General features: G+C 58.4%; 19 protein-coding genes. 8 read left to right on the top strand and 11 right to left on the bottom strand.

Annotated elements, in window-relative coordinates; translation table 11 throughout:
* Positions 1-64: 64 nt before the first annotated feature.
* Positions 65-2272, bottom strand: a complete 2208-nt coding sequence (locus IIA05_10350) for an EAL domain-containing protein (GenBank protein ID MCH9027505.1) — start codon at positions 2270-2272, stop codon at positions 65-67.
* A 679-nt stretch (positions 2273-2951) separates the two neighbouring features.
* Here IIA05_10350 and IIA05_10345 point away from each other — a divergent pair.
* The 3 genes from IIA05_10345 (at position 2952) to IIA05_10335 (ending at position 5460) form a co-directional block, all read left to right on the top strand.
* Positions 2952-3602, top strand: a complete 651-nt coding sequence (locus IIA05_10345) for a protein-L-isoaspartate O-methyltransferase (protein ID MCH9027504.1) — start codon at positions 2952-2954, stop codon at positions 3600-3602.
* 25 nt (positions 3603-3627) lie between these two features.
* Positions 3628-3936 carry a sulfurtransferase gene (locus tag IIA05_10340; GenBank protein MCH9027503.1) on the top strand — a complete coding sequence of 103 codons (309 nt, stop codon included), beginning with the start codon at positions 3628-3630 and terminating at the stop codon, positions 3934-3936.
* Positions 3937-4074: 138 nt separating this feature from the next.
* Positions 4075-5460, top strand: a complete 1386-nt coding sequence (locus tag IIA05_10335) for a TolC family outer membrane protein (protein ID MCH9027502.1) — start codon at positions 4075-4077, stop codon at positions 5458-5460.
* A 14-nt stretch (positions 5461-5474) separates the two neighbouring features.
* Here IIA05_10335 and waaA read toward each other — a convergent pair whose 3' ends face one another.
* Entirely contained in the window at positions 5475-6746 is a 1272-nt protein-coding gene (gene waaA / locus IIA05_10330) for a lipid IV(A) 3-deoxy-D-manno-octulosonic acid transferase (GenBank protein MCH9027501.1), read from the bottom strand.
* A 16-nt stretch (positions 6747-6762) separates the two neighbouring features.
* Positions 6763-8187 carry a bifunctional D-glycero-beta-D-manno-heptose-7-phosphate kinase/D-glycero-beta-D-manno-heptose 1-phosphate adenylyltransferase HldE gene (gene hldE, locus IIA05_10325; GenBank protein MCH9027500.1) on the bottom strand — a complete coding sequence of 475 codons (1425 nt, stop codon included), beginning with the start codon at positions 8185-8187 and terminating at the stop codon, positions 6763-6765.
* Positions 8188-8290: 103 nt separating this feature from the next.
* Between hldE and IIA05_10320 the strand changes: the two genes are divergently transcribed.
* Together IIA05_10320 and lpxL are read left to right on the top strand one after the other, a co-directional pair.
* A complete protein-coding gene (locus IIA05_10320; protein ID MCH9027499.1) occupies positions 8291-9205 on the top strand; it encodes a lipid A biosynthesis acyltransferase in 915 nt (304 codons plus the stop codon).
* Positions 9206-9356: 151 nt separating this feature from the next.
* Positions 9357-10316: an LpxL/LpxP family Kdo(2)-lipid IV(A) lauroyl/palmitoleoyl acyltransferase gene (gene lpxL, locus IIA05_10315; protein MCH9027498.1), complete on the top strand. Its 960-nt coding sequence runs from the start codon at positions 9357-9359 to the stop codon at positions 10314-10316.
* Here lpxL and IIA05_10310 read toward each other — a convergent pair.
* Positions 10304-11017, bottom strand: a complete 714-nt coding sequence (locus IIA05_10310; protein MCH9027497.1) for a 3-deoxy-D-manno-octulosonic acid kinase — start codon at positions 11015-11017, stop codon at positions 10304-10306. The two genes, lpxL and IIA05_10310, sit on opposite strands and share 13 nt — an antisense overlap.
* 96 nt (positions 11018-11113) lie before the next feature.
* Between IIA05_10310 and IIA05_10305 the strand changes: the two genes are divergently transcribed.
* Complete coding sequence (locus IIA05_10305) at positions 11114-12025, top strand: Kdo hydroxylase family protein (protein ID MCH9027496.1); 912 nt, start codon at positions 11114-11116, stop codon at positions 12023-12025.
* Here IIA05_10305 and waaF read toward each other — a convergent pair.
* The 7 genes from waaF to groES all read right to left on the bottom strand — a co-directional run bounded on the left by waaF (position 12022) and on the right by groES (position 20378).
* Positions 12022-13059, bottom strand: coding sequence for a lipopolysaccharide heptosyltransferase II (gene waaF, locus IIA05_10300; GenBank protein ID MCH9027495.1), 1038 nt, complete (start codon positions 13057-13059; stop codon positions 12022-12024). The genes IIA05_10305 and waaF overlap by 4 nt on opposite strands.
* Positions 13052-14002 (bottom strand): ADP-glyceromanno-heptose 6-epimerase, encoded by a 951-nt coding sequence (gene rfaD / locus IIA05_10295; protein MCH9027494.1) that lies wholly within the window; start codon positions 14000-14002, stop codon positions 13052-13054. The genes waaF and rfaD overlap by 8 nt, the downstream gene beginning before the upstream one ends.
* A complete protein-coding gene (locus IIA05_10290) occupies positions 13999-15090 on the bottom strand; it encodes a glycosyltransferase family 4 protein (protein MCH9027493.1) in 1092 nt (363 codons plus the stop codon). Before IIA05_10290 ends, rfaD begins: the two co-directional genes overlap by 4 nt.
* 14 nt (positions 15091-15104) lie before the next feature.
* Positions 15105-15239 (bottom strand): zinc-finger domain-containing protein, encoded by a 135-nt coding sequence (locus IIA05_10285; GenBank protein MCH9027492.1) that lies wholly within the window; start codon positions 15237-15239, stop codon positions 15105-15107.
* Between the two features lie 207 nt (positions 15240-15446).
* Positions 15447-18302, bottom strand: coding sequence for a bifunctional [glutamate--ammonia ligase]-adenylyl-L-tyrosine phosphorylase/[glutamate--ammonia-ligase] adenylyltransferase (gene glnE, locus IIA05_10280; GenBank protein ID MCH9027491.1), 2856 nt, complete (start codon positions 18300-18302; stop codon positions 15447-15449).
* 96 nt (positions 18303-18398) lie between these two features.
* Positions 18399-20039 (bottom strand): chaperonin GroEL, encoded by a 1641-nt coding sequence (gene groL, locus IIA05_10275; GenBank protein ID MCH9027490.1) that lies wholly within the window; start codon positions 20037-20039, stop codon positions 18399-18401.
* 48 nt (positions 20040-20087) lie between these two features.
* Positions 20088-20378: a co-chaperone GroES gene (gene groES / locus IIA05_10270; GenBank protein ID MCH9027489.1), complete on the bottom strand. Its 291-nt coding sequence runs from the start codon at positions 20376-20378 to the stop codon at positions 20088-20090.
* Between the two features lie 205 nt (positions 20379-20583).
* Here groES and IIA05_10265 point away from each other — a divergent pair, with 205 nt between their 5' ends.
* Both IIA05_10265 and dsbD read left to right on the top strand, forming a co-directional pair.
* The gene (locus IIA05_10265; protein MCH9027488.1) at positions 20584-20946 is read left to right on the top strand and encodes a divalent-cation tolerance protein CutA; all 363 of its coding nucleotides are present in this window, start codon (positions 20584-20586) and stop codon (positions 20944-20946) included.
* On the top strand, positions 20939-22937 hold a 1999-nt coding region (gene dsbD / locus IIA05_10260), incomplete at its 3' end, for a protein-disulfide reductase DsbD (protein ID MCH9027487.1). The genes IIA05_10265 and dsbD, both read left to right, overlap by 8 nt.

The raw sequence follows: 22937 nt of genomic DNA, 5'->3' as shown, positions 1-22937 counted from the left end.
GTAGCGAGGCGGCGCTAATTTGCGAGCCAAGGGCTGAACTCCACGGGGGGTTCGGCCCTTTTTTTCAGGCCACAGCCTGCAGCAGCTGCGGACGTCCGAGCAAGTAACCCTGTACGTAATCGAAGCCCAGCAGGCGGATCGCTTCCAGCGACTGGTTGTCCTCGACCTGCTCGGCGATCACTTCAAAATCGAGGGTACGCGCCAGCTTGATCATCGCATCGACCATCGCACGATTGACCTCGTTGGACCCCAGGTTGCGGATAAATGAGCCGTCGATCTTCAGATAATCCATGGCCAGGTTTTTCAGATTGGCGATCGAGCCAACATCGCTGCCGAAATCATCCAGCGTGAAGTGACAACCCATGCCATGCAGAACACCAATAAATCGCTGTGCGTGAGTCAAGTTGTCCACCACGGCCGATTCGGTCACTTCGAAACATATCTTGGCGGCATCCACCCCGGTGCGATCCAGACAATCGACGACGAATTCCAGGAATCCTTCGTCGGCCAATGTCTGGCCCGAAATATTGATCGCACAACTCTTCCCCGCGGGCAGCCCGATTGACTTGCTGGCAAGCGCTGCCAGGGTTCTTTGTACAACCCAGCGATCGATATGCGGCATGATTTGATATCTTTCGGCCGCCCTCATGAACTTGTCCGGTGCTATCTCTTTGCCATTTTCGTCTCTCATGCGCAGCAGGATCTCAAACGCCGGACCGCTTTTTGTTTTCCCGCTAAGGGAGACGATGGGCTGGGAAAACAAATCGAATTCGTCGTTGCTCAGCGCCGATTGCAGGCGCTGGAGCCATTGGATATCGCCCCGGTGACGCGCCACGGCCTCGTCATGCGATGAATAAACATGCACCCGGCCCTTACCCTGTTTCTTGGCCACATAGCAAGCCGAGTCAGCTGCGCTGAGCAAATCTTCCCTTTCGCCGCATTCATGGCCGACTTCCACCAAACCGATACTGACGCCAATATTGAAAATCTTGTCGCGCCATACGAACCGGTAGTCCTTGACCGCGAAACAGACGTCATCGGCGATCTGGCGACCCTTTTCCAGTGGACAACCAACCAGCAGCATGCCGAATTCATCGCCACCGAGCCGTGCTACGGTATCCGAATCGCGAACCTTTTCCTTTATCAGCCCGGCCACTTCGCGCAACATGCTGTCGCCCGCCATGTGTCCACATGTATCGTTTACCGTCTTGAATCCATCCAGATCCAGATAGCAAAGCGCGTGTTGCCCATCGCCGGTTCGCGCACCCTGCAAAGACTCATCCAGCCTTCTTTCGAATTCCCGCCTGTTGATCAGGCCGGTCAGCGCATCATGGCTGGCCTGGTAGGACATTTGCTGGGTTATACCGCGCATTTCGGTCACATCGTGCAAAACAACGACCGCGCCGACGATGTGACCTGCTGAATCGCGCATCGGCGACGCAGTCAGTTCGATGGAGTGCTCGCCGCTGCCGTTTTTGACCAACAACAACGCACCGCGGCCAAGATTGACCCGGTCCTGCTCCTGCAGGCAGCGTCTCGCCGGGTCGCCCAGCGATCGCCGGTCGGACTCGTCGACCAGGTTGATGGTTTCCTCCATCGTACGGCCCAGTACCTCTTCGGGTTTGACACCGGCCAGCTCGCCCGCCGCACCATTGAGATAATCGATTCGCCCGTCTATGTCGGTCGTAATCACGCCTTCGCCGATCGAATCCAGGGTCAGCTGCGCCTGGCGTCTGCTTTCCGCCAGCACTTTCTCGGCCATCATTCGCAGGCTGATGTCTTTCGCCACGCTCATCAGCGCGGGCTTGCCATGGAACTCCACGGGGACACTGGTAACCTGCATCCACAACGCCTGACCGTCGGATTTCATCAATTGCAAGTCGCCGCACGGCACCACTTCTTTGGCGGCCAGTTTCTTTTCGATATATTCCCTGGCTTTTTGCCGCTGCGCTGGTCTCATCAGATCGTATATCGACATTCCGATCAGCGCGGCCGGCGCTATCCCCAGGGTTTCCGCCGCGGCCTCGTTGGCGTACAGGATTTCGTCCCGATGAACAAAGATGACATCGCTCTGCGCCTCGGCAAGCTGCAGAAACATGCCCTGTTTTTCCCGCAACTGGCGCTCGGTATGGCCAAGCACATCAAGCAACTCGTTTACCGTGCCCCCGAGATCAGACAGCGCGTCATCATCGCTGGCGGTGCTCAGCCGGTTCTGGAAATTGTGGCTGCCGGTGATCTCACCCAACTCGGTACCCATTTTTCGGATACGCAAGCGCGACCGGACTCGGTAAAGCTGTAAAAACAGCCCCCCGATGAAGATACCGGCAGCAATCAACAAAATTTCTGTGAATGGCGTCTCCAAATGCTTCTCCCGGCGCTAGCCCGGCTTATTCATGGATCGTCGCGATGATTGCGCAGAGCATCGTTTGCACACGGGATTTTCTGACCGAGCGGAATATCGGTGGGTATTTCCGAGGGAGGAAAATCCGGTGTGCGGACCAGGATCAAGCCAGGGCGCGAGCGTATTCATGAATAATCCGGGCCAGGGCCTGTCGGACTCAGCGATGTACTACTGAAGCAGCGGGGAATTGAGGCCGTTTTTTCGGTCGTTCGAGGCGAACAGTGGCTCGAATAAGTAAAAGAACCGGGGAATAACCTCAAGGCATCGGCGGTCAGCTGACCGATTGCGGCAAACAGGTGTTCGGGATTCGCGCTCATGGTTATCCTCTGAATAGCAGAAAAAGCAAAATACCAATCCCGCCAACGACCCGGTAAAAGGCTGAAACAGCCTGTCCGATAAGGCGCCAAGCATATCGCAAGGTTCGCTGGCGAATTGGTGGTATTCACCATAATGCCATGTATATTGCCTTGTCACCCGGATGCTGAATGCGTAATCTTCAGGCCGCCAGCACAGCCAGTTCCAGCGGGCGGAATCAGGGATGGAGAAAAAAATGAATCTTGAATTTGCGCGCCAGCAGATGCTCAAACAACAGATCAGGGCCGGCGAAGTACTGGACGCAAAGATTCTGGACGCTTTGGCCAGCGTCAATCGCGAAGATTTTGTGCCCGCTGAGTATGCCGGGGTAGCTTTCGCCGACTGCACTATCCCCTTGGCGCATGGTCAATGCATGATGTCTCCGCTGGTGGAAGGCCAGCTTCTGCAGGCGTTGAACCCAGGCCAGGATGACCAGGTGCTTGAGATCGGAACCGGCAGCGGTTTTCTCACCGCCTGTCTGGCGACTCTCGCGGAGCAGGTACGCAGCGTCGATATTTTCCCGGACCTGACCGAGATGGCGCAAACCAGCCTGGACCGCTCAGGCGCCGACAACGTGTCGCTGGCAACCTTGAACGCGATGGAGCTTGGCGCGGAACCCAAATACGATGTTATCGCCATAACAGCGTCGCTGCCAGTATACGATCGCCGCTTCGAAAAGGCGCTGAATACAGGCGGCCGGTTGTTCGTCATCGTCGGCGGGGAACCGGTCATGCGCGCCAGGCTGGTCACCCGGGTTGGCGACGATGAGTGGCTGACCGACCCCTTATTTGAAACAGTGATTACGGCTATGCGCGAGGTCGTTGCACCGGATCACTTTCGTTTCTAGGAGGCTGTCGGACTTAGTGGTGGAGATGACGCCAAAAGAGTGCTTCGATCTGCTTGCCTCCAGCCAGCCGCCGGTGCTGCTTGACGTGCGCGAAAACTGGGAACTCGCCATTGCCAGTCTGTCGGCTGCACTCCATATTCCGATGGATCAGGTTCCCGAGCGTATGGACGAGCTCGATAGGAAGCGCCTTGTCGTGGTGATGTGTCGTTCCGGCGCGCGCAGCATGCAAGTGGCCACCTACCTGGTACAAAATGGCTTCCCGCGGGTTTTTAATCTCCAGGGTGGGATCCTGGCCTGGTCAGAACAAGTGGATCGGTCCATACCCAGTTACTAGCAATGGGTCAAACCTTGCCCGCTGACAGCGAAGATACGTTAAAACCACGCAAAAACAGTGTTTTTTTGAAAATTGCCGATTTAGTGATATAGTTAACTAATACACTATGTCGTCGGCTTTCCGCCGAAAGGAACTTCCATGCATATCATCTTACGTTCCATACTTGTCATGCTGATCTTTTTCGGCGCATCGACGGCCGGCGGGACTGACCTGGCGGAGGTCTACCAGATAGCACTGGTCGGCGACCCGACGTTGCGCGAAGCCAATGCCAATCGCCAGGCCTCCAGCGAAGCATCGCCACAGGCCCGGGCGGCGCTGTTGCCGCTGATCACTGCGTCCTATTCCCGTGCCAAAACCGATAGCGGCGGTAGCTTCACCTCTTTTCAAGTGGACCCTGTTACCGGCGCCATCCTCATTCGGCCATCGAGTTTTGCAACGGATGTAAGGCGTGATACACAGTGGCGCCTGCAATTGCAGCAACCCCTTTTTCGCTGGGACCGAATCGTCGGTCTGAGGCAAGCGCAAAAAAAGGTCGCACAGGCGGAAGTCGATTACCAGGCGGCGCAGCAGGATCTAATGCTGCGTGTCGCCGAGGCCTACTTCAATGTTTTGGCAGCACAGGACACACTGGATGCCGAAGTGGCCAACAAGGAAGCGACCAAGCGACAGCTCGAGCAAGCCGAAAAGCGATTCGAAGTCGGACTGATCGCGATCACCGACGTACTCGAAGCCCAGGCTGCTTATGATCTTGCAGTCTCGACCGATATCGGCGCCCGCAGATCACTGTCGACAGCCAAGGAATCATTGCGCGAAATTACCGGCGAATATATCGATGAATTGCAGCGGCCCGGCGATGACCTGCCGCTGGTCAGCCCCGATCCGGCGAGTGCGAACTCCTGGGTCGAACAGGGCCTGAAAAACAACCTGGCCCTGAATTCAACTCGTCTGCAGGCGGACGTGGCCAAGGACCAGGTGCGCATCAACCGCTCCGGCCATCTGCCGACCCTGGATCTGATCGCTTCACGAACGGGATCGGATCGCAGGGCCTTCCAGTCTGTTGATGGCCAGCCGTTTTCGCCAAGCAATTCGGACAGCGTTGGCAACAGCGTTTCTTTGCAACTGAATATTCCGATTTTCAGTGGCGGCAATACCTCCTCAACCGTGCGTCAGTCGGTTTATCAGCATCGCGCGGCCCGGGAGCGGGTCGAGCGAGTCGCTCGCGAGACCGAACGATCGACACGCGATGCCTACGATGCCGTGCTATCGCAGATCGCCCGGGTGCGGGCCCTGCGCCGCGCCGTGCAATCCAATGAGAAGGCCTTACAGGCGTCCGAAGCCGGCTTTGAGGTCGGTACGCGCACCACGGTAGACGTACTCAACGCGAGACAGAAACTGTTTCGCGCGCGCACCGATTACGCACGCACCCGCTATGACTACATCGTCAATGTCCTGCGCCTGAAGCAGGCCGCCGGCAGCCTGTCGGCTCAGGACATCAACGAAGTAAATTCCTGGCTGGCCGACTAGCTGGGTCCGGCGCGCTACTGTCCCGTCGGAACCAGGGGATCGAGCAAGGTCAGCAGGCGGGCAACGGCCCCGCGGTTTTCCTGTACCGTTTTTCGCCCTTGTGCGCCGGCATGCCGGCGCGCCTCAGGATCGGCGATCAGGCGGGCCAGCTCCGCTGCCAACTCGACCGAATTCTTGACTTCCCGCATCGCACCGACATCGGCGAGCATTTCGGCGATATCTTCGGCATTAAAGGTATAAGGGCCGGTCAGGACCGGTATCCCCAGCGCCGCCGGCTCCAGTAAATTGTGACCGCCAATCGGCACCAGGCTGCCAGCGACAAACGCAACGTCGGATGCCGCATAAAAAACCGGCAATTCCCCAAGCGTATCCAGGAGGAAAACTTCGGTTTCCGGTGTACACGACATGCCACTGCTCCGGGTAATAAAGCTGACCCCCCTTTTGCGCATCATCGCCGCGATCAGTCCGAATCGCTCCGGGTGCCGCGGCGCCAGGATCAACAGCGCATCCGGGCATTGCCGGCGCAGCCGTTGGTGCGCATCCAGCATCTTTTCTTCTTCGTCATGATGAGTACTGGCCGCCACCCAGACCGGTCGTTTCGCCGCGTTCGCCTCGCGAATGGCGCGGCCATCGCTCAGCACGGAAGGAGGCAGTTCGAAATCGAACTTGATGTTGCCGACGACGTGGGTCCTTTCCGGTGGCGCGCCAAGCAGCCGAAAGCGCTCCGCATCCTTCTCGCTTTGCGCGGCAATGACGATGCCGTGCGACAGGGCTTCACGAAAAAGACTCCTGAACCATCGGTATTTGCTGACCGACCGCGGCGATATCCTGGCGCTGGCGAGTACCAGCGGCACCTGACGCTTGCCGCATTCGTGATACAGCGTCGGCCACAGTTCCGTTTCAATAATGATCGCCAGGGCCGGCCTGGCGGCATCGAAAAACCGGGCGACGGCCCCGGGCAGGTCATAGGGCGCGTAACAATGTTTGGAACAGTCACCGAGAAGCTCAAGAGCGCGCTGGGCGCCGGTCGGCGTCACCGTCGTAATCACGATCGGAATATCCGGGTTCTTCCGGTGCAGTTCGCGGACCAATGGCGCGGCCGCCTGTACCTCGCCAACCGAAACCGCATGGACCCAGATGGCCGGACGCGGCACCGACAAGCGCGTAAAACCGAACCTCTCGCCGAAACGATCAAAATAGGCGCGATTAAAAAATCCGCGCCAGACAAGAAACACCACGACCACCGGCGCTATCAGGTATGAAAGGAGTACGTATATCAGCCGCACGAAAACGCCCAGGCGATTACTCGCCCCGTATGGATTCGATGATCCTGCTGGTCGAACGACCGTCCATCAATGGCAATACTTTTACTTCCCCACCGTTGGCCAGCACGCTTTGCCCACCGGCGATATCCTCGATCTGGTAGTCGCCGCCCTTGACCAGTACATCGGGCAACACAGTTTCGATCAATTGTGCCGGCGTATCTTCGGAAAACGGCGCCACCCAGTCTACCGCAGCCAGACCGGCCAGCACCGATATGCGATCGGCAAGCGAATTGATCGGCCGGCCGGCGCCCTTGAGCCTGGTTACCGATTCGTCATCGTTCACCGCGACTACCAACCGGTCTCCCAATGCCTTGGCCTCTTCAAGGTAGGCGACATGCCCGGCGTGCAGGATATCGAAACAACCGTTGGTCATCACCACGCGCTCACCGCGTGTCTGCGCCTCCCGGACCAGCGTCTCCAGGGATCCCCGGTCGACCAGCTCACGCCCGCCTTTACCGCGCCGGTGCAGCGCCATGCGCAATTCATCGGCGCTGACGGAGGCGACACCGAGTTTCCGAACCACCAGGCCGGCGGCGAGATTCGCTAACTTTGCCGCGTCTTCGGGCGACTGCCCGGCGGCAATCCCCGCCGCCAGCACCGCCACAACCGTGTCGCCGGCGCCGGTCACATCGTAAACTTCACGCGTTTCCGCGGGCAGATGGATCGCCTTGCCGTTCTCGGGAATCAGCATCATGCCCTCCCCGCTGCGGGTCAACAGGAGAAAGCCAAGACCCAGCTGCTGGCGAAGCGCCTTGCCTTTTTCTTCGAGTTGCTGCAAATCCTCACAAGAACCAACCACGGCCTCGAATTCTGAAAGGTTGGGCGTCAACGCCGTCGCGCCGGAGTAACGCGAAAAATCGCTGCCTTTGGGATCGACCACGACCGGCAGATCCCGCGCCCGGCAGGCAGCAATTATTTCCTGAAAATTGCTCAGCGCGCCTTTGGCGTAATCCGACAAGACAATGACACCTTGCTCCGGCAGCGCCGCCAAAACCTGCTGATCGAGACTGGCTCCGTGGCCGCTGTCCGGCGCCTCCTCGAAATCCATGCGCAGTAACTGCTGGTTGCGGCTGATGACGCGCAACTTTGTTATTGTCGGAATATCCGGCATGCGCATAAACTCACAATCCACCCCTTGGTGGGCAAGCAGAGACTGCAGGCTATAGGATGCATCATCGTCGCCGGTAATCCCCAGGAGTCGCGTTTTGACGCCAAGACTGGCAAGGTTGACCGCGACGTTGGCTGCGCCGCCGGCGCGTTCCTGGTTGCCGGTCACTCGAACGACCGGAACCGGCGCCTCCGGGGATATTCTCGAACATGGACCGAACCAATAACGATCCAGCATTACATCACCGGCAACCAGCACGCGTGTATCGGAAAAAGACGGGATCGAAAACGCCATGAATAAAACGGCCAGCAGTTGGACAAACCAGGCGGCATGTTACCACAGCGCCCGCCGATCAAGGCACCCAGGCCTCCTCGACCGGCCCTAGGAAAAACCGCCGATGACGGAAAAGCGCAAACCATTGTTCAAGTTTTTGTCGCCATCGTACTGGGGCGAATGGCTGCTGATCGGTGGCTTGCGTTTTTTCTGCGTGCTGCCGTGGAAATGGCAACTTGCATTGGGCCGCCCATGGGGTTTCATTCTCAAACGCACGATGAAGCGGCGCCGGCATATTGCAGAAAAAAATATTGCCCTGTGTTTTCCGGACCATGACCCGAAGCGACGCAGGGCGCTGCTCGAGAATCATTTTCGCTCACTCGGGATCAGTATTTTTGAGGCCGGGATGGCCTGGTGGGCCGATGACAAACGCCTGGCGGGAATGATCCGGCGCGATGGCCTGGAGAATTTGCAAAAGGCCCGTAGCCGCGGCAAAGGCGTTATCCTGTTCAGCGCGCATTTTACGACCGTCGAACTTGCGCCGCGTTTGATATCCTTCGACTGCCCGTTGAGTGGTCCCTATCGTCGCCTGTCGCTGCCCTTGCTCGATGAGATCATGTACCGCGGCCGCTCCCGCTTCGCGGCCCGGCAGGTCGACAAGATGAACATACGCCAGGTGATCAAAAGCCTGCGCCATGGCGAAAACGTGTATTTCCTGCCCGATCAGTCCCACACCGGCGCAAACAGCATCGACTCGGTTTTTTTTGGCGTACCGGCGGCGACCAATACCACACTGCCGCGCCTGCTCGCCGCGACCGGCGCCAGCTGTCTACCCTGCCTGGTCTTGCGCGAGCAGAACGACGCGGGCGATTGCCGCTACCGGGTTCAATACTTCGAACCGCTGGCAGAATTCCCCACCCAACCGCAGGAAGCCGCGGACCTGCTAAACAGCATTATCGAGGCTTGGGTCAGGAAGGCGCCGGAGCAATATTTCTGGATCCACCGGCGGTTCAAAAATCATCCCGGTTTGTATGATTAGTTCGCTCGCGAGTAAAGCCAGTTTCCCCGCGCCCGGCTCTAGCCCGGCTTATTCATGAATCGTCGCGATGATTGCGCAGAACATTCATGAATAATCCGGGCTAGAATGCGCAAATTCGCCAGCACGCTCCTGGCAAAATCACAGAAAGCAAATGGCCGCAAAAAATAAACAACCATCAGGCGTAGTCCATTATCCACCGGGATCTTTGTCCCAGTTTATCGGCCCGCGTTTTTGGCCTGTCTGGAGCGGACTGATCCTGCTGCGGCTGGCAATCATATTGCCATTATCGATCCAGCTATGGCTGGGACGTGGGCTCGGCGGAATTCTTTTCTATTTTTTGCCGCAGAGACGTTTTTACGCCGCCAGGAATCTTGAATTGTGCTTCCCGGAGCTCGACCAGACTGATCGCAGAAGAATACTCAAGCACAGTTTTCGCAACATCGGAATGTCGGTCTTCGAAACGGCAATGGCATGGTGGGCATCCGACCGCCGCTTGCAAGGCCTTTACGAGATCGAAGGACTTGATGAAGTCGGCAAAGCGCTGGCCGACGGTCATGGGGTAATTCTGCTTACCGCACATTTCACGAGTCTCGACATCTGCGGCCGTATGCTCAACATCGCCGGCCTATCCTATGATGCGATGTACCGTCGGCACAATAACCCGCTGATGGAGGAAATCATGCGCCGTGGCCGGGAACGTTGCGCCCGTACGGCAATCGCCAAGAGAGACCTGCGTGGAATTATTCGAAGTCTGCGCGGGAACAGACCCGTATGGTATGCGCCTGATCAAAGAAGCCGGGGCAGAATGAGCGCGGTGGTTCCTTTTTTTGGCGAAGCGGCAGTTACCAGTACCGCCACTTCGTTGATCGCCAAAACGAGCCAGGCCCGGGTCATGCCGTTGGTGACGACCAGGGATGGCAACCGGCCGCATTACAAGCTCAGAATCCTGCCTGTACTGGATGATTTTCCTGGCGACGACTCAGTAGCCGATACTTTGCGGATTAACCGGGTCATCGAAAGCTGGATTCGCGAATGCCCGGAACAATATTACTGGGTACACCGGCGGTTCAGGTATCGCCCGGAAGAGTACGGTGATGCTTACGCGCGGTAGGCGTCAATCAGCAACCGCCAGTCCGCTGCCGACACCTCGATATTTTCATCCTGCACGCTGATTTTTCTGAGCGAGCGATGAAGACGCTTCAGGTTAGACGCCTTCCATGCACCGCCGGCACGGATATCGCCACGGTCGAAATCCAGTAAATGCATGTCGCCATTCTCATCGAGCAGGATGTTGTGGCCTGTCAGATCCGCATGGTAGGAACCTGCATCGTGAAACCGGCGGATACAGCGTCCTAAAACCCGCCAGTGGGACGCATCCACTTCGCCCCCTTTGATCCATTGCGACAAGGGTTTTGCCCCCCCGGCAATTCTCACGGTCACCAGTTCCGCTGTGTAGGCCAGCCCGTCGCGTTTGTAGATTGCGGCAACCGGTCGTGGTACCGGCAGTCCCATATCCCGCAACCGGGCCAGCAATCGCCACTCATGAAAAGAGCGGACGCGGTCTTCGCCGAGCCAGATGAAATGATCGTCCAACCAGCGCCCGATCAGCCCGCCGCGCCGGTAATGACGCAAGGCCCACTGGCCCTGGCCCGCTGCCACGAAATAGACCGCGCCCCGGCCGCTGGTGTTGCCCAGCAAGCAGCCGCGGTCGCGCCACCAGGAATAATCGCCCAGGTTGAAATCCGGCTCACTGACCAGCTCCGAGTCATAAACCATTCCGCAGCCATCGGCGCGCAAGCGGTGTTCGATCATGGGATACCAGTATACGCATGGCGGGGCCGGCAGCCATCCGGCCGGCGTCAGACCGCAATGAGGTAGAATGCCGTACTGGTATCAGGGCAGCCAATCATGCTGAGCAGTTATCACAGGGCACAACTCGAGCAACTCACGGAATTCGAGATATCCGATGAGCTTGAACAGGGGAATATCGTTTATTTCCCGGCATGCCCGATCCCACTTCCCGAAGAGGATGAACTGCAGTTCATTCGCGATGAACTGCCGACCCGCCTGGCGCTCAAAAACGTCAGCTATCACCCTGAAGCTGACGCCGTTCGCGGTCTGGATGCCGACCCCGAAACGATGGACAGGGTGTACCGTATCCTGACCCTCCACAGCAAGGAAGTTGACGCCTTTCTCAAGAAAATCATCCCTTCGTTGACCGCCGGCTGGACCGTCGGAACCTGCAGTTTCAGGCCCATTCAGGAACAAGGGCGCAACCTGAAACCCCACGCCAGCAACGAATTGATTCATTTCGACGCGGGTGCGTACGGCGCCACCGATGGCGACCGCATCCTGCGCTTTTTCGTCAACGTAAACCCGCAGGAAGACCGGGTATGGGCGACCATGGGGGCGTTCCCCGAGATATACCAAAGATGCGGCAGCGAAGCCGGCGTCCGCAAAATCAATCCGGGTAAATATTACCTGCAGAAAAAATTCCTCGACCACCTGCGGACCGGCATCGTGCGTGGGCTGGAAAAATCCGGCCTGAAAATGGCGCGTGTCCTGGACAGCAGTCCATACGACCGCTGCATGCGAAAATTTCACAACTACATGAAAGACACGCCGGAGTTTCAGCGGCGCGACACTTATTACCAGCAAATCAGGTTCAGGCCTTTTTCCGCCTGGATGGTATTCACCGACATGCTCAGCCATGCCAGCGTCTCTGGCCAGCACGCTTTCGTCGATACTCGCCTGGTGCCGCTGGCCAACTGCCGGCTGGCGGAGCTCGCGCCGATCAATATCCTGAAGTCAGCAACCTAGGCATCGATTCCGGCCAGCGCCGTTTGCAATGCACCGAGGACCTGGTTAGGGCCAATTTTTTTCAGGCAATTCAGGTGACCGAGAGGGCATTCCCTGGCAAAGCACGGACTGCATTCGAGATCGAGATAAATCGTCTGTGCCTTGTCGCTTAGCGGCGGCGTGTGGGCCGGTGATGAAGAGCCAAAGATAGCAACCAGTGGGATCCCCACCGCCGCGGCTACGTGCATCAGCCCGGAATCATTGCTCACCGCCGCACTGCTGAGGCTGAGCAAATCGATCGCATCTTCCAGTTCGGTGCGCCCACAGAGATTTCTGACCGCACCCAGCCCCCCCGCTATGACCTCTCCGGCCGCATGGTCTTTTTGCGAACCCAGCACCCAGACCGCAATATCCTGACTGATCAATTCGCCGGCCAGCCGCCGATAATAATCCAACGGCCAGCATTTGGCGGGACCGTATTCGGCACCCGGGAGCAGCGCGACGATTTTTCCGTAGGGATTGAGCTCCAGTTCCGCGATCAGGCGTTCCTGGTTGCCATAGTCGACCGCCAGCGCCGGTGGCTGGATTGGCGTCACGGGTTCACGATCGGCAGTCATGGCGAGCGCGACAAATCGTTCCGCAGTGGTTCGTAAAGCAGCGCGGTCGGCTTTTCGAATATCGTTGAGCAGACCAAAACGAAATTCACCCAGGTAACCGGTACGCACGGGGATTCTTGCATGAAACGGAACCAGTGCCGCCTTGAAAGACCGTGGCAACACGTAGGCTTGCCGGTAGCGCTCATTACGCAGCTGTTTGCCCAGCCGGTAGCGGTCTCGCCAGCGAAACTCACCGTGCCCGAGCGGCATTTCGAGCGCCCTGCGAACCTGCGGCATGCGGCGTATTACGGGCAGCGACCAGCCCGGGCTCAGCACATCGAGCGGGGATTCCGGGTAATTTTCTTTCAGCGCTATCAGCAGTGACTGGGTCATCACCATGTCGCCGACCCATGACGGGCCAACGATCAGGCGCGGTCGCGCATTTTCCTCATTACTCATCGACGGCAAGATAATCCAGGTACGCTTTGACGCCTTCTTCGACGGTGCAAAAAGGCGCCTCATAACCAGCGGCGCGGAGCCGATTCATATCGGCCTCGGTGAAACTCTGGTAGCTGCCTTTGAGGTGGTCAGGAAAAGGTATGTAGCGAATCCTGCCTCGCCCATGCCAGGCAATTACCGAGTTAGCCACATCGTTAAAGCTCTGACTGCGGCCAGACCCCAGGTTAAACACGCCCGACACCTGCGAATTGTCCATCAACCACAGGTTCACCTCCGCAACATCGCCGACATAAACGAAATCCCGGCGCTGCTCACCATCGGCATAACCGCCGCTACCGCAAAACAACCGGGCCTCGCCATCGCTGACGATCTGTTTGTTAAAATGAAAAGCGACGCTTGCCATGGTGCCTTTGTGACCCTCGCCAGGCCCATAGACATTGAAGTACCGCAGACCGGCAAGCTGTGACCCGGCTTCGGGTAAATGGCGTCTGACGTATTGATCGAACAGAATTTTGGAATAACCATATACGTTCAGCGGGCGCTCGTTAGGCGGCTGTTCGCTAAATTTCTCGCTGGCGCCATACACCGCGGCCGATGATGCGTATATCAATGGTATTTTATGGTCCAGGCAAAAATGCAGCAGGATTTTCGAGTATTCGAAGTTGTTGCGCATCATGAAACGACCATCCCACTCGGTCGTGTTCGTACAAGCGCCCTGATGAAATATTGTCCGGATGCCGCAGCCAAAATCCGGCTTACTCTTCAGGCGGCGGAGAAAATCATCCTTGTCCTGGTAATCAGCGATCCGGCAGTCCACCAGGTTGCCATACTTGATGCCGTTTTCCAGGTCATCGACAACCAGGATGTCGTCCTCGCCGCGGGCATTCAAGGCCCGCACCAGGTTGCTGCCTATAAACCCCGCGCCGCCCGTCACAATGATCATGTCTGTGCTTCCAATTTCCCGAAACCCGGATATACGCTCGCGTACAATTCAATATATTGCCCTACCATGCGGTCCACGGTAAACCCGTCCGCGAACCGTTTTCCAGCCGCGCCCATCGCGGCTCGTCCAGCGGGGTCTCCGGCAAGCGACACGATCGCGTCCCGAAGCGCCGTCTCGTCCGCCACACCGACCAGCAGGCCGTTGTCGCCGTGCCTGACCAATTCGGGTATACCGCCGACTCTGCTGGCAATAAGCGGCAACGAAAAACTCATCGCATCGAGCAGGCTGCTGCCCAGGCCTTCCGCATAAGTAGGGAAAACAAACAGGTCGAAAGCGGCCAGGTAATCCCCGACGTTGTCGACAAACCCGGTCATGCTGAGGTTGGTCAGCCCCTGCGCCTGCCTGCGGCAATTTTCCTCATCCTCGCCACCACCGACCAGCACGAAATGCAGATTCGGGTGGCTGTGCTGCAACCGCCTGGCGACGTTGATCAGGTGGAGCTGGCCTTTCTTCGCGTCCAGCGCCGCCACATTGCCGATCAGCAATTTATCCGGCCATGCCTGTTTCAGTTGCCTGACACGACTGGGGTCGCTGGGAAGATATCTGAGCGCATCGTATAGCACCTGCGTCCTTATCGCCGGCACATCGCCGCGCAGGATTTTTTCCACTGCGGCGGATATAGCAACCACGGTTGCGGCCCGGCGATAGACGCTGCGAGCCCAGCGACCTCGTATAGGCCTGCCAACCACGCGCCGAGTTGCAACATACGGTACCTGATGCAAGCGGTGAAAGAGCGCACAGGCATGCAAGCCGCGGCCTTCATGGGAATGGATCAGCGCAGCTCCGCGCAGCAGACGCTGGGTCGCCACCAAGCCGCCTGCTAGCCCACCCGCTTCAACCAACTGCAAATCCGGCAAACCCGCCAGTCGCTGCGCCAACGGCGCGCCGGCCCTGATAATCAGTTTCTGCCTGATCCCGTGAGTTGACAAACCACGCACCAGGAGTTCGGTCTGTCGCTCACCACCGCGAAAACCACGCGCGAGATTGACGTGACAAAGCAAGGGATTCAGCCGGGGCGATGTACTCATCCCCGGTACCCGGCCTAGCCGGCCTGGCCGGCGCCGTCTGCCCGATCGTTATCGACGAGTTCGTAGCTGGTTGAGCAATACGGGCACTTCGCCCGGCCCGTGGATTCGATGGGCAGGTAAACCTTGGGGTGTGAGTTCCACAGGTACATCCCTGGCAGCGGACAACTCAACGGCAAATCATCGTGACCAACCCGGTAGTGATTTCTGGTGTTTGGCTGGATCAAGGTCTCAGCCTGCACCTCTTTGCTGGAAGCGCGCTCGCTCGCCACTGTGTTCTCCCTGGCCTGGCCGGCAACAATCGTTATGCCGGCTGGTTGCCGGCAGGACGCTTACTATAACAGCCATCCACAGCGGGCTCATTCGCCGATGAGTTCCTGCCAAAGGTCGCTCACCGCGCTTGCTTGTGCAAGGAATTCCTCGCCGTCGACCACTCCGCCACCGCCTTCCAGGGATAAATGATGCAGCCGATGGCGATATGCCAGGTACGCCTCCATCAGCAAGCGGGTCTGTTCTGCCTCAAGAACGCCACCGGCGGACAAAGCCTCAAGCTGTCGCATATTGTCCGGCCAGATTATCAGTTTCTCATTCCTGCGCGCCTCTCTCAGCACCAGGTACTGCACGAGAAACTCGATATCCGCCATCCCGCCGGCATCCTGTTTGATATCGAACTGCCCGCTTGCGGAGCGTGACAATTCCTGCCTCATTTTGCTGCGCATCCGCGAGACTTGCTCAGCCAGCCCGTCCTCATCGACATGCCGGGTCAGCACCTCGCTGCGCACCTCGTTGAAGCGGCGGGCCAGGCGTTGATCGCCAGCCACCGGTCTCGCGCGCAGCAACGCCTGATGCTCCCAGGTCCACGCTTTTTGTTCCTGGTACTCGCTGAACGATTGAAAACTGCTGACCAGCAGACCCGCCTGGCCGCTCGGCCTCAGCCGCATGTCCACCTCGTACAAACGCCCGGCCGTCGTTTGCATGGACAGGAAATTGACCAGCCGGCGCCCAAGGCGGCTATAAAACACGACGCCGTCTTCCAGCTTGTCCGGCGGCCATGCGAGGCTGGCGTCGTGCAAAAAAACCAGATCGAGGTCCGATCCATATGCGAGTTCCAGGCCACCGAGTTTGCCATAGCCCAGAACCAGGAAACCGGGCGCCAACACGTCCATGGCTGCCGTTGGGCCCGGCTGTCGCTCGAGCAATTCATCCCAGACGAGATGCAGCGAGCGCTGGAGAACCAGTTCGGCGATATCGGTCAGGCGGTCGCTCACCTTCATCAACGGCAACCGCTGGTCGAGATCGGCCAGGGCAATCCGAAAAACAGCAGCGTTTTGAAATCGACGCAGGGCATCGTGCTGTTGTTCCGGATCGTCCGCGGCAGCCGCCTGGATCCGGTTATCCAGTTCAGCGATGAACTGCTGCCGGTCCGGCACTGCGTTTAGCAAGTTCGGGTCGAGCAACTCATCCAGCAGCAGGGGCGATTCCGCCACCTGGCGGGTCAGGAAACCGCTGGTGCCGCACAACTCGACCAGCCGTTCCAGCGCCGCCGGGTTTTCGCTCAGCATCGCAAAATAGGCGCTGCGCCGGCCTACCGCTTCCAGCACCGTGAACAGCCGCTGCAACACGCGTGGCGCATCGAGCCTGGGCGCTGCCAGCCTGACTATAGCTGGCAGCAACTGTCTGAGCCGGTCGCCCCCCGGCGGGTCCAGCCGCCGGAACAAGGACCCACCGGCAAGCGCCCGGAGTTCGCGGAGTACCTTCCCGGGCTCGGCGCATTTCATCCGCTGCAACAACTTTTTCGCGTCTGCCGCCGACCCGCTGCCATCCCAGATTCCGGCAAATGCCTGCCGTGCTTCCTGGTCGTCATCGGTAGCCGGCTGAGGGATAAGCTTGTCGAACCAGTGGCTAACCTTGCGGGTATGCCGGCGCAGCGTCTCGACCAGCTGCTCCCAGTCCGGCAGGTTCATCGCACTGGCCAGCATCGCTTGTGCCAGGCTGCCGCTCGGCAAGTCGTGAGTCTGCCGGTCCTCCGCGGCTTGAATCCGGTTCTCAAGATTGCGCAGAAACTCGTAAGCCTCCGCCAGTTCAGTGGCAGCCTCTGTCGGCAGGAAACGATGTTCCTCAAGGACCGAAAGAATTTCTATCAATGAGCGGCGACGCAAAGCCGGTTGGCTGCCGCCCCGGATCAGTTGCAAACATTGTGCGATGAACTCGATTTCCCGGATACCGCCAGGGCCGAGCTTGATATTTTCCCGCAGATCCCGCCGCTTTACTTCCCGGGCGATCATCTCACGCATATCGCGCAGCGCTTCAAAAACTCCGTAATCGAGATAACGGCGATAGACAAACGGTCGCAGGACATTTTTGAACAGGTCTTCGGAAAGCGCCGCAGCGGTCACCGCGCGCGCCTTGACATAGGCGTAGCGTTCCCAGTCCCGCCCGCTCTCCTGCAGATAAAGCTCCAATGCGTTGAAACTGAGCACCAATGGCCCGGCATCGCCGAACGGCCTGAGCCGCATATCCACCCGGTAAACCCTGCCCTGCTCGGTCACCTCATCGAGCAGGTATATGATCCGCTGACCCAGCCGCTGGAAATATTGCTGGTTGTCCAGTTGCCGCGGACCGTCGGTGGCGCCGGCGGCCGGGTATAGGAATATCAGGTCGATATCCGATGACAGATTCAGCTCCCCGCCACCGAGCTTTCCCATCGCCAGTATGACCAGTTCCTGCAAACGGCCTTCGCCGTTTGTCGGCAAACCATAGCCTTCGCCAAGTTCCCGGGTTGCAATTCGGCTGGCCGCTTGCAATGCGAGGTCTGCACAGTTACTGAGTTCCTCGAGCGTCCGGGAAAGGTCGCTCAGTCCGTTCAGGTCACGCCAGATTACACCGAGGATCATTTCCTGCCGCCACAAGCGCAGCGCCAGCATCGGGTCCGCCGGATAGCGGGTGAGGTATTCGTGCAGGTGGCGGGATGGTGAATCCGCTTGTCCGCTGGCGGGCTCAATCAGCGCGCGCAACAGTTGAGGACGGCTCGCCATGATCCGCGCGGCAAAGGGGCTCAGGCTGGCGACCCGGAGCAGCTGCGCCCGCCGATCCGGGTCAGCGGACAACAAGGGTTCAAGCCCTGGCTCGGCCGCCAGGATTTCATGCAGCCGCGATTCGGTTTTCCCGCGCAGGATCGACGGCAGCTTCGCCAGTTCCGCTTGATTCCAGTCCATGCGCAACAATCTGACAGCTGGCGCCTGGTTTGGCAACGCGCAAAAAAAAGCCCCGCCGAAGCGGGGCTTTACACGACATGTTGGTGTTCGGGCGTCTTACATCATGCCGCCCATGCCACCCATATCGGGCATGCCGCCAGGCATCGCCGACTTATCATCGGCCGGCGCTTCCGCGACCATCACTTCCATGGTCAGCAGCAGGCTGGAAACCGACGCGGCGTTTTGCAACGCCAGACGGGTAACCTTGGTTGGATCGAGAATACCCATCTCGATCATGCTGCCATACTCGCCGTTGGCCGCGTTGTAACCGAAATCGCCCTTGCCATCGGCTACTTTCTGCAACACCACCGATGCTTCCTCACCGGCATTGGTAACGATCTGGCGCAGGGGTTCCTCCACCGCGCGGCGCATAATACTGATGCCCATGTCCTGATCGGGATTGTCGCCCTTGAGTTTGCCGATTGCGGAGACCGCACGCAGAAAGGCTACGCCACCACCAGCTACCACGCCTTCCTCCACCGCGGCGCGAGTCGAATGCAGAGCATCCTCTACCCGCGCTTTCTTTTCCTTCATCTCGATCTCGGTGGCAGCGCCGACCTTGATCACGGCAACGCCGCCGGACAGCTTGGCGACCCGTTCCTGAAGCTTTTCGCTATCGTAATCGGAAGTCGACTCTTCGATCTGCGAACGGATGGTCTCGACCCGTGCCTTGATGTCGTCCGTCTTGCCGGCCCCATCGATGATGATGGTGTTTTCCTTGCTGACGACCACCTTCTTGGCCTCGCCCAGGTCTTCCAGGCTGGTCTTTTCCAGGCTCAGGCCGATCTCTTCGGATACCACCTGGCCGCCACTGAGAATCGCCAGATCCTGCAGCATCGCCTTGCGACGATCGCCAAACCCCGGCGCTTTTACCGCGGCAACTTTCACGATACCGCGAATATTGTTGACCACCAGGGTCGCCAGCGCTTCGCCTTCTACGTCTTCCGAGACGATCAGCAACGGGCGGCCGGCCTTGGCAACACCCTCGAGCAACGGCAGCATGTCGCGAATATTCGAGATTTTCTTGTCATGCAGAAGAATATACGGGTTTTCCAGTTCGGCGGTCTGGCTCTGCTGGTCGTTGATGAAATACGGCGACAAATAACCGCGGTCGAACTGCATACCTTCGACAACGTCCAGCTCATTTTCCAGGGTCGTTCCTTCCTCAACCGTGATCACGCCTTCCTTGCCAACGGTCTCCATCGCCTCGGCAATGATTTCACCAATACTGGTATCGGCATTCGCGGAAATCGTGCCAACCTGCGCGATCGCCTTGCGATCTTCACAGGGCTGCGATTGTTTCTTGAGCTGTTCCACGATGGCGATGGTCGCTTTCTCGATACCACGCTTCAGGTCCATCGGGTTCATGCCGGCGGCCACCGACTTCAGGCCTTCACGAAGAATCGCCTGGGTCAGTACCGTCGCGGTCGTGGTGCCGTCGCCTGCCTCGTCCGAGGTCTGCGACGCTACTTCCTTGACCATCTGCGCGCCCATGTTTTCAAACTTGTCCTTGAGCTCAATTTCCTTGGCGACGGATACCCCGTCCTTGGTCACGGTGGGCGCACCGAAGCTCTTGTCGAGCATCGCATTGCGGCCACGCGGACCCAGGGTCAAACTGACCGCATCAGCCAGGATATTGACGCCACGAAACATCAGGCGACGTGCGTCGTCACCGAATTTAACTTCTTTGGCTGGCATTGAATTATTCCTCTTTAAAAAATATTGTTTAAAATGATCGGATCAGCGTTAGCCTTCGAGAACCGCCATCACGTCTTCTTCACGCATGACCAGCAACTCGTCGCCATCAACAGTGACTTCGGTGCCGCTGTACTTGCCAAACAGCACTTTGTCGCCAACTTTCAGGTCCAGGGGGCGAACATCGCCGCTCTCCAGAATCTTGCCGTTGCCTACCGCTACCACTTCACCCTTGATCGGCTTCTCGGCCGCGCTGTCCGGTATCACGATACCGCCGGCTGAAGTCCGCTCTTCTTCCATCCGCTTGATGATCACCCGATCGTGCAGGGGACGAATATTCATCGTTAAGATCTCCCTAACTGATTGATTTAATTAAAAAACTGCTAACAAGCAGCGATTGTTGCCCGGGCGAGCAATTAGCACTCACCTCGGAGGAGTGCTAATAATAGCGGCGAGTTCAGGTTTTTCAAGGCCTAACGGTCTTGAGCCAGTGACATGACCGGGTTGGGCGGGTATCCTTTGCCGCCCGTTTAACCTTGGAACCAGCATGGAATCCGAATACCTGGTGGTTTTTTGCACCTGCCCCCCCGATGCCGCCAGGAAATTGACTGAAATCCTGTTGGCAAAACGCCTGGCGGCTTGCGTCAATTGCGTCCCGGGAATCGAATCCAGTTATTGGTGGCACGGACACATTCAGCACGACCAGGAAGCCTTGCTGGTGATAAAAACGCGGCGCGACCGGTTTCTTGCACTAAGCGACGCAATTTCGGAAAACCACCCCTATGATGTTCCGGAAATAATCGCTTTGCCGGTAGTCCAGGGCGCCAAGGACTATTTACGCTGGATCGATAAAAGCCTGGACGAAACCCCTGGATTGGCGGAACAAGAGAGTATCCCGAACAATGATTGAAAAAATCAAATACGCCCTGCTGATTTTGTTGCTGGCGCCGCTGGCCGTTCAGGCATCCGGCGATTTCGTGCCGCCGCCACCGGACGAAGTCTTCCAGTATGAAGTGGAAGCACAAGCGGACCAGGTATTGATTCACTGGTCGGTCATGCCCGAGTTCTATCTTTACAAAAAGCGATTTTCCTTTGCCAGTCGAACACCCGGTATCAGCCTCGGCGAGCCTTTCTATCCGCCCGGCAAAATGCATGAAGACGAGTTTTTTGGCCGCCAGGAAATTTTTCGCGAGAAATTCACGATCAGCATCCCTTACCGGCGAGACGCCGGGGGCGGATTTTTTGAACTGGAAATGAAACTGCAAGGCTGCGCAGATTTTGGTTTTTGCTATGTGCCGTTGACCTGGACGACAACCATCCAGCTGGCGGACACGCCGGTCGTAGCGGAAAACAAATTGCTGGCTCTGCTCGCTGGCCCGGGTAATGCGGGCAATCAGGATTTCCTGCCCGAGGAAGAGGCGTTCCAGCTCGAGACCTGGATGGAAGACGCTTATACCGTCGTCGCCCGCTGGCTGATCGCGGATGGCTATTACCTTTATGCAGAGAAATTTACCGCCGCCACCGACAGCCGGGTCGCCCAGCCGGGGCCCTTGGAGCTGCCGGCGGGCGTCACGAAAACCGATCGCAATTTTGGCGAAATGACTGTCTATTACGAGCAGGTAGAGATCCGGATTCCACTGTCGCGGGCCGGACCCGAGGCCGGGGCCGTCAGTCTCAGCCTCGGTTACCAGGGATGCGCGGAGGGCGCAATTTGTTATCCGCCGGGAACCAGAACAGCAGCGCTCGATCTGCCGGAAACCAGCATCGATTCAGTCAGGCCGCCGCCCAAACGATCGGAAACCGATAAACTTTCCGACCTGGTAAAAAATTCCAGCCCGCTGGTATTTATCGCGACATTTTTTGGCTTTGGCTTGTTGCTGGCTTTTACCCCCTGCGTTTTGCCGATGGTACCCATTTTGTCCGGCATCATCGCCAGCCAGGGCAAAGACGTAACGACCTCACGTGCTTTCAGCCTGTCACTAACCTATGTGCTGGGCATGGCGCTGACCTATACCATCGCCGGCGCTGCATTCGCCAGCGTGGGACAACAAGCACAGGCAGTATTCCAACAGCCGTGGATCATCGGCCTGTTTGCGGCGCTGTTTGTGGCGATGGCGCTGTCCATGTTCGGCTTTTACGACATCCAGATGCCGAGCGCGCTGCAGTCGCGGGCCAGCGATGCCGCGGGCAAGCAGAAAAGAGGCACATTTCTGGGCACGGCAATCATGGGGGCGCTGTCTGCGTTGATCGTTGCCGCCTGCGTCGCGCCGCCGCTGGTCGCTGCCTTGACCGTGATCGGCCAGGCCGGTGACGTTACCCGCGGCGGTCTGGCGCTGTTTTCGCTGAGCATGGGGATGGGTACACCGCTGCTGCTGGTCGGTGCGTCGGCCGGCAAATTGCTGCCCAAGGCCGGGCCATGGATGGTCACCGTTAAAGCCATGTTCGGCGTGATGATGCTGGGGGTCGCGGTGTGGATGGTCGGACGGATAATTCCCGGTCCGGCAACGCTCGCCCTATGGGGCGCCACGGCATTGGTCGGCGCGTATTACCTGGGCGCGCCATGGAAAAACGACACCGGTGCGGGCCCGTTGCGTCGCCTGCGCCAGGCCGTAGCGCTGGGCGCACTGATTTACGGGTTGCTGGCGATCGCCGGTGCGATCGCCGGCGGTTCGAATCCCTTGCGGCCCGTCCGGTCGATCACCGGACATCAGCTAAAACATGTTTCCTTCCAGCACATTAAAAGCCTGGCTGACCTGGAACAAGCCCTGGCGACAGCGGCAGCGGAACAAAAACCCGCGCTCCTCGATTTTTATGCCGATTGGTGCGTTTCCTGTATCGAAATGGAGGAATACACCTTTACCGACCCGGCGGTTCAGGCTGCGCTTGGCGACACGCTGTTAC

Source organism: Pseudomonadota bacterium (genome assembly GCA_022572885.1).
GTDB lineage: Bacteria > Pseudomonadota > Gammaproteobacteria > Steroidobacterales > MnTg04 > MnTg04.
Note: the sequence above shows the minus strand (reverse complement) of the source record. Positions and strands in the feature narration are given on the sequence as shown.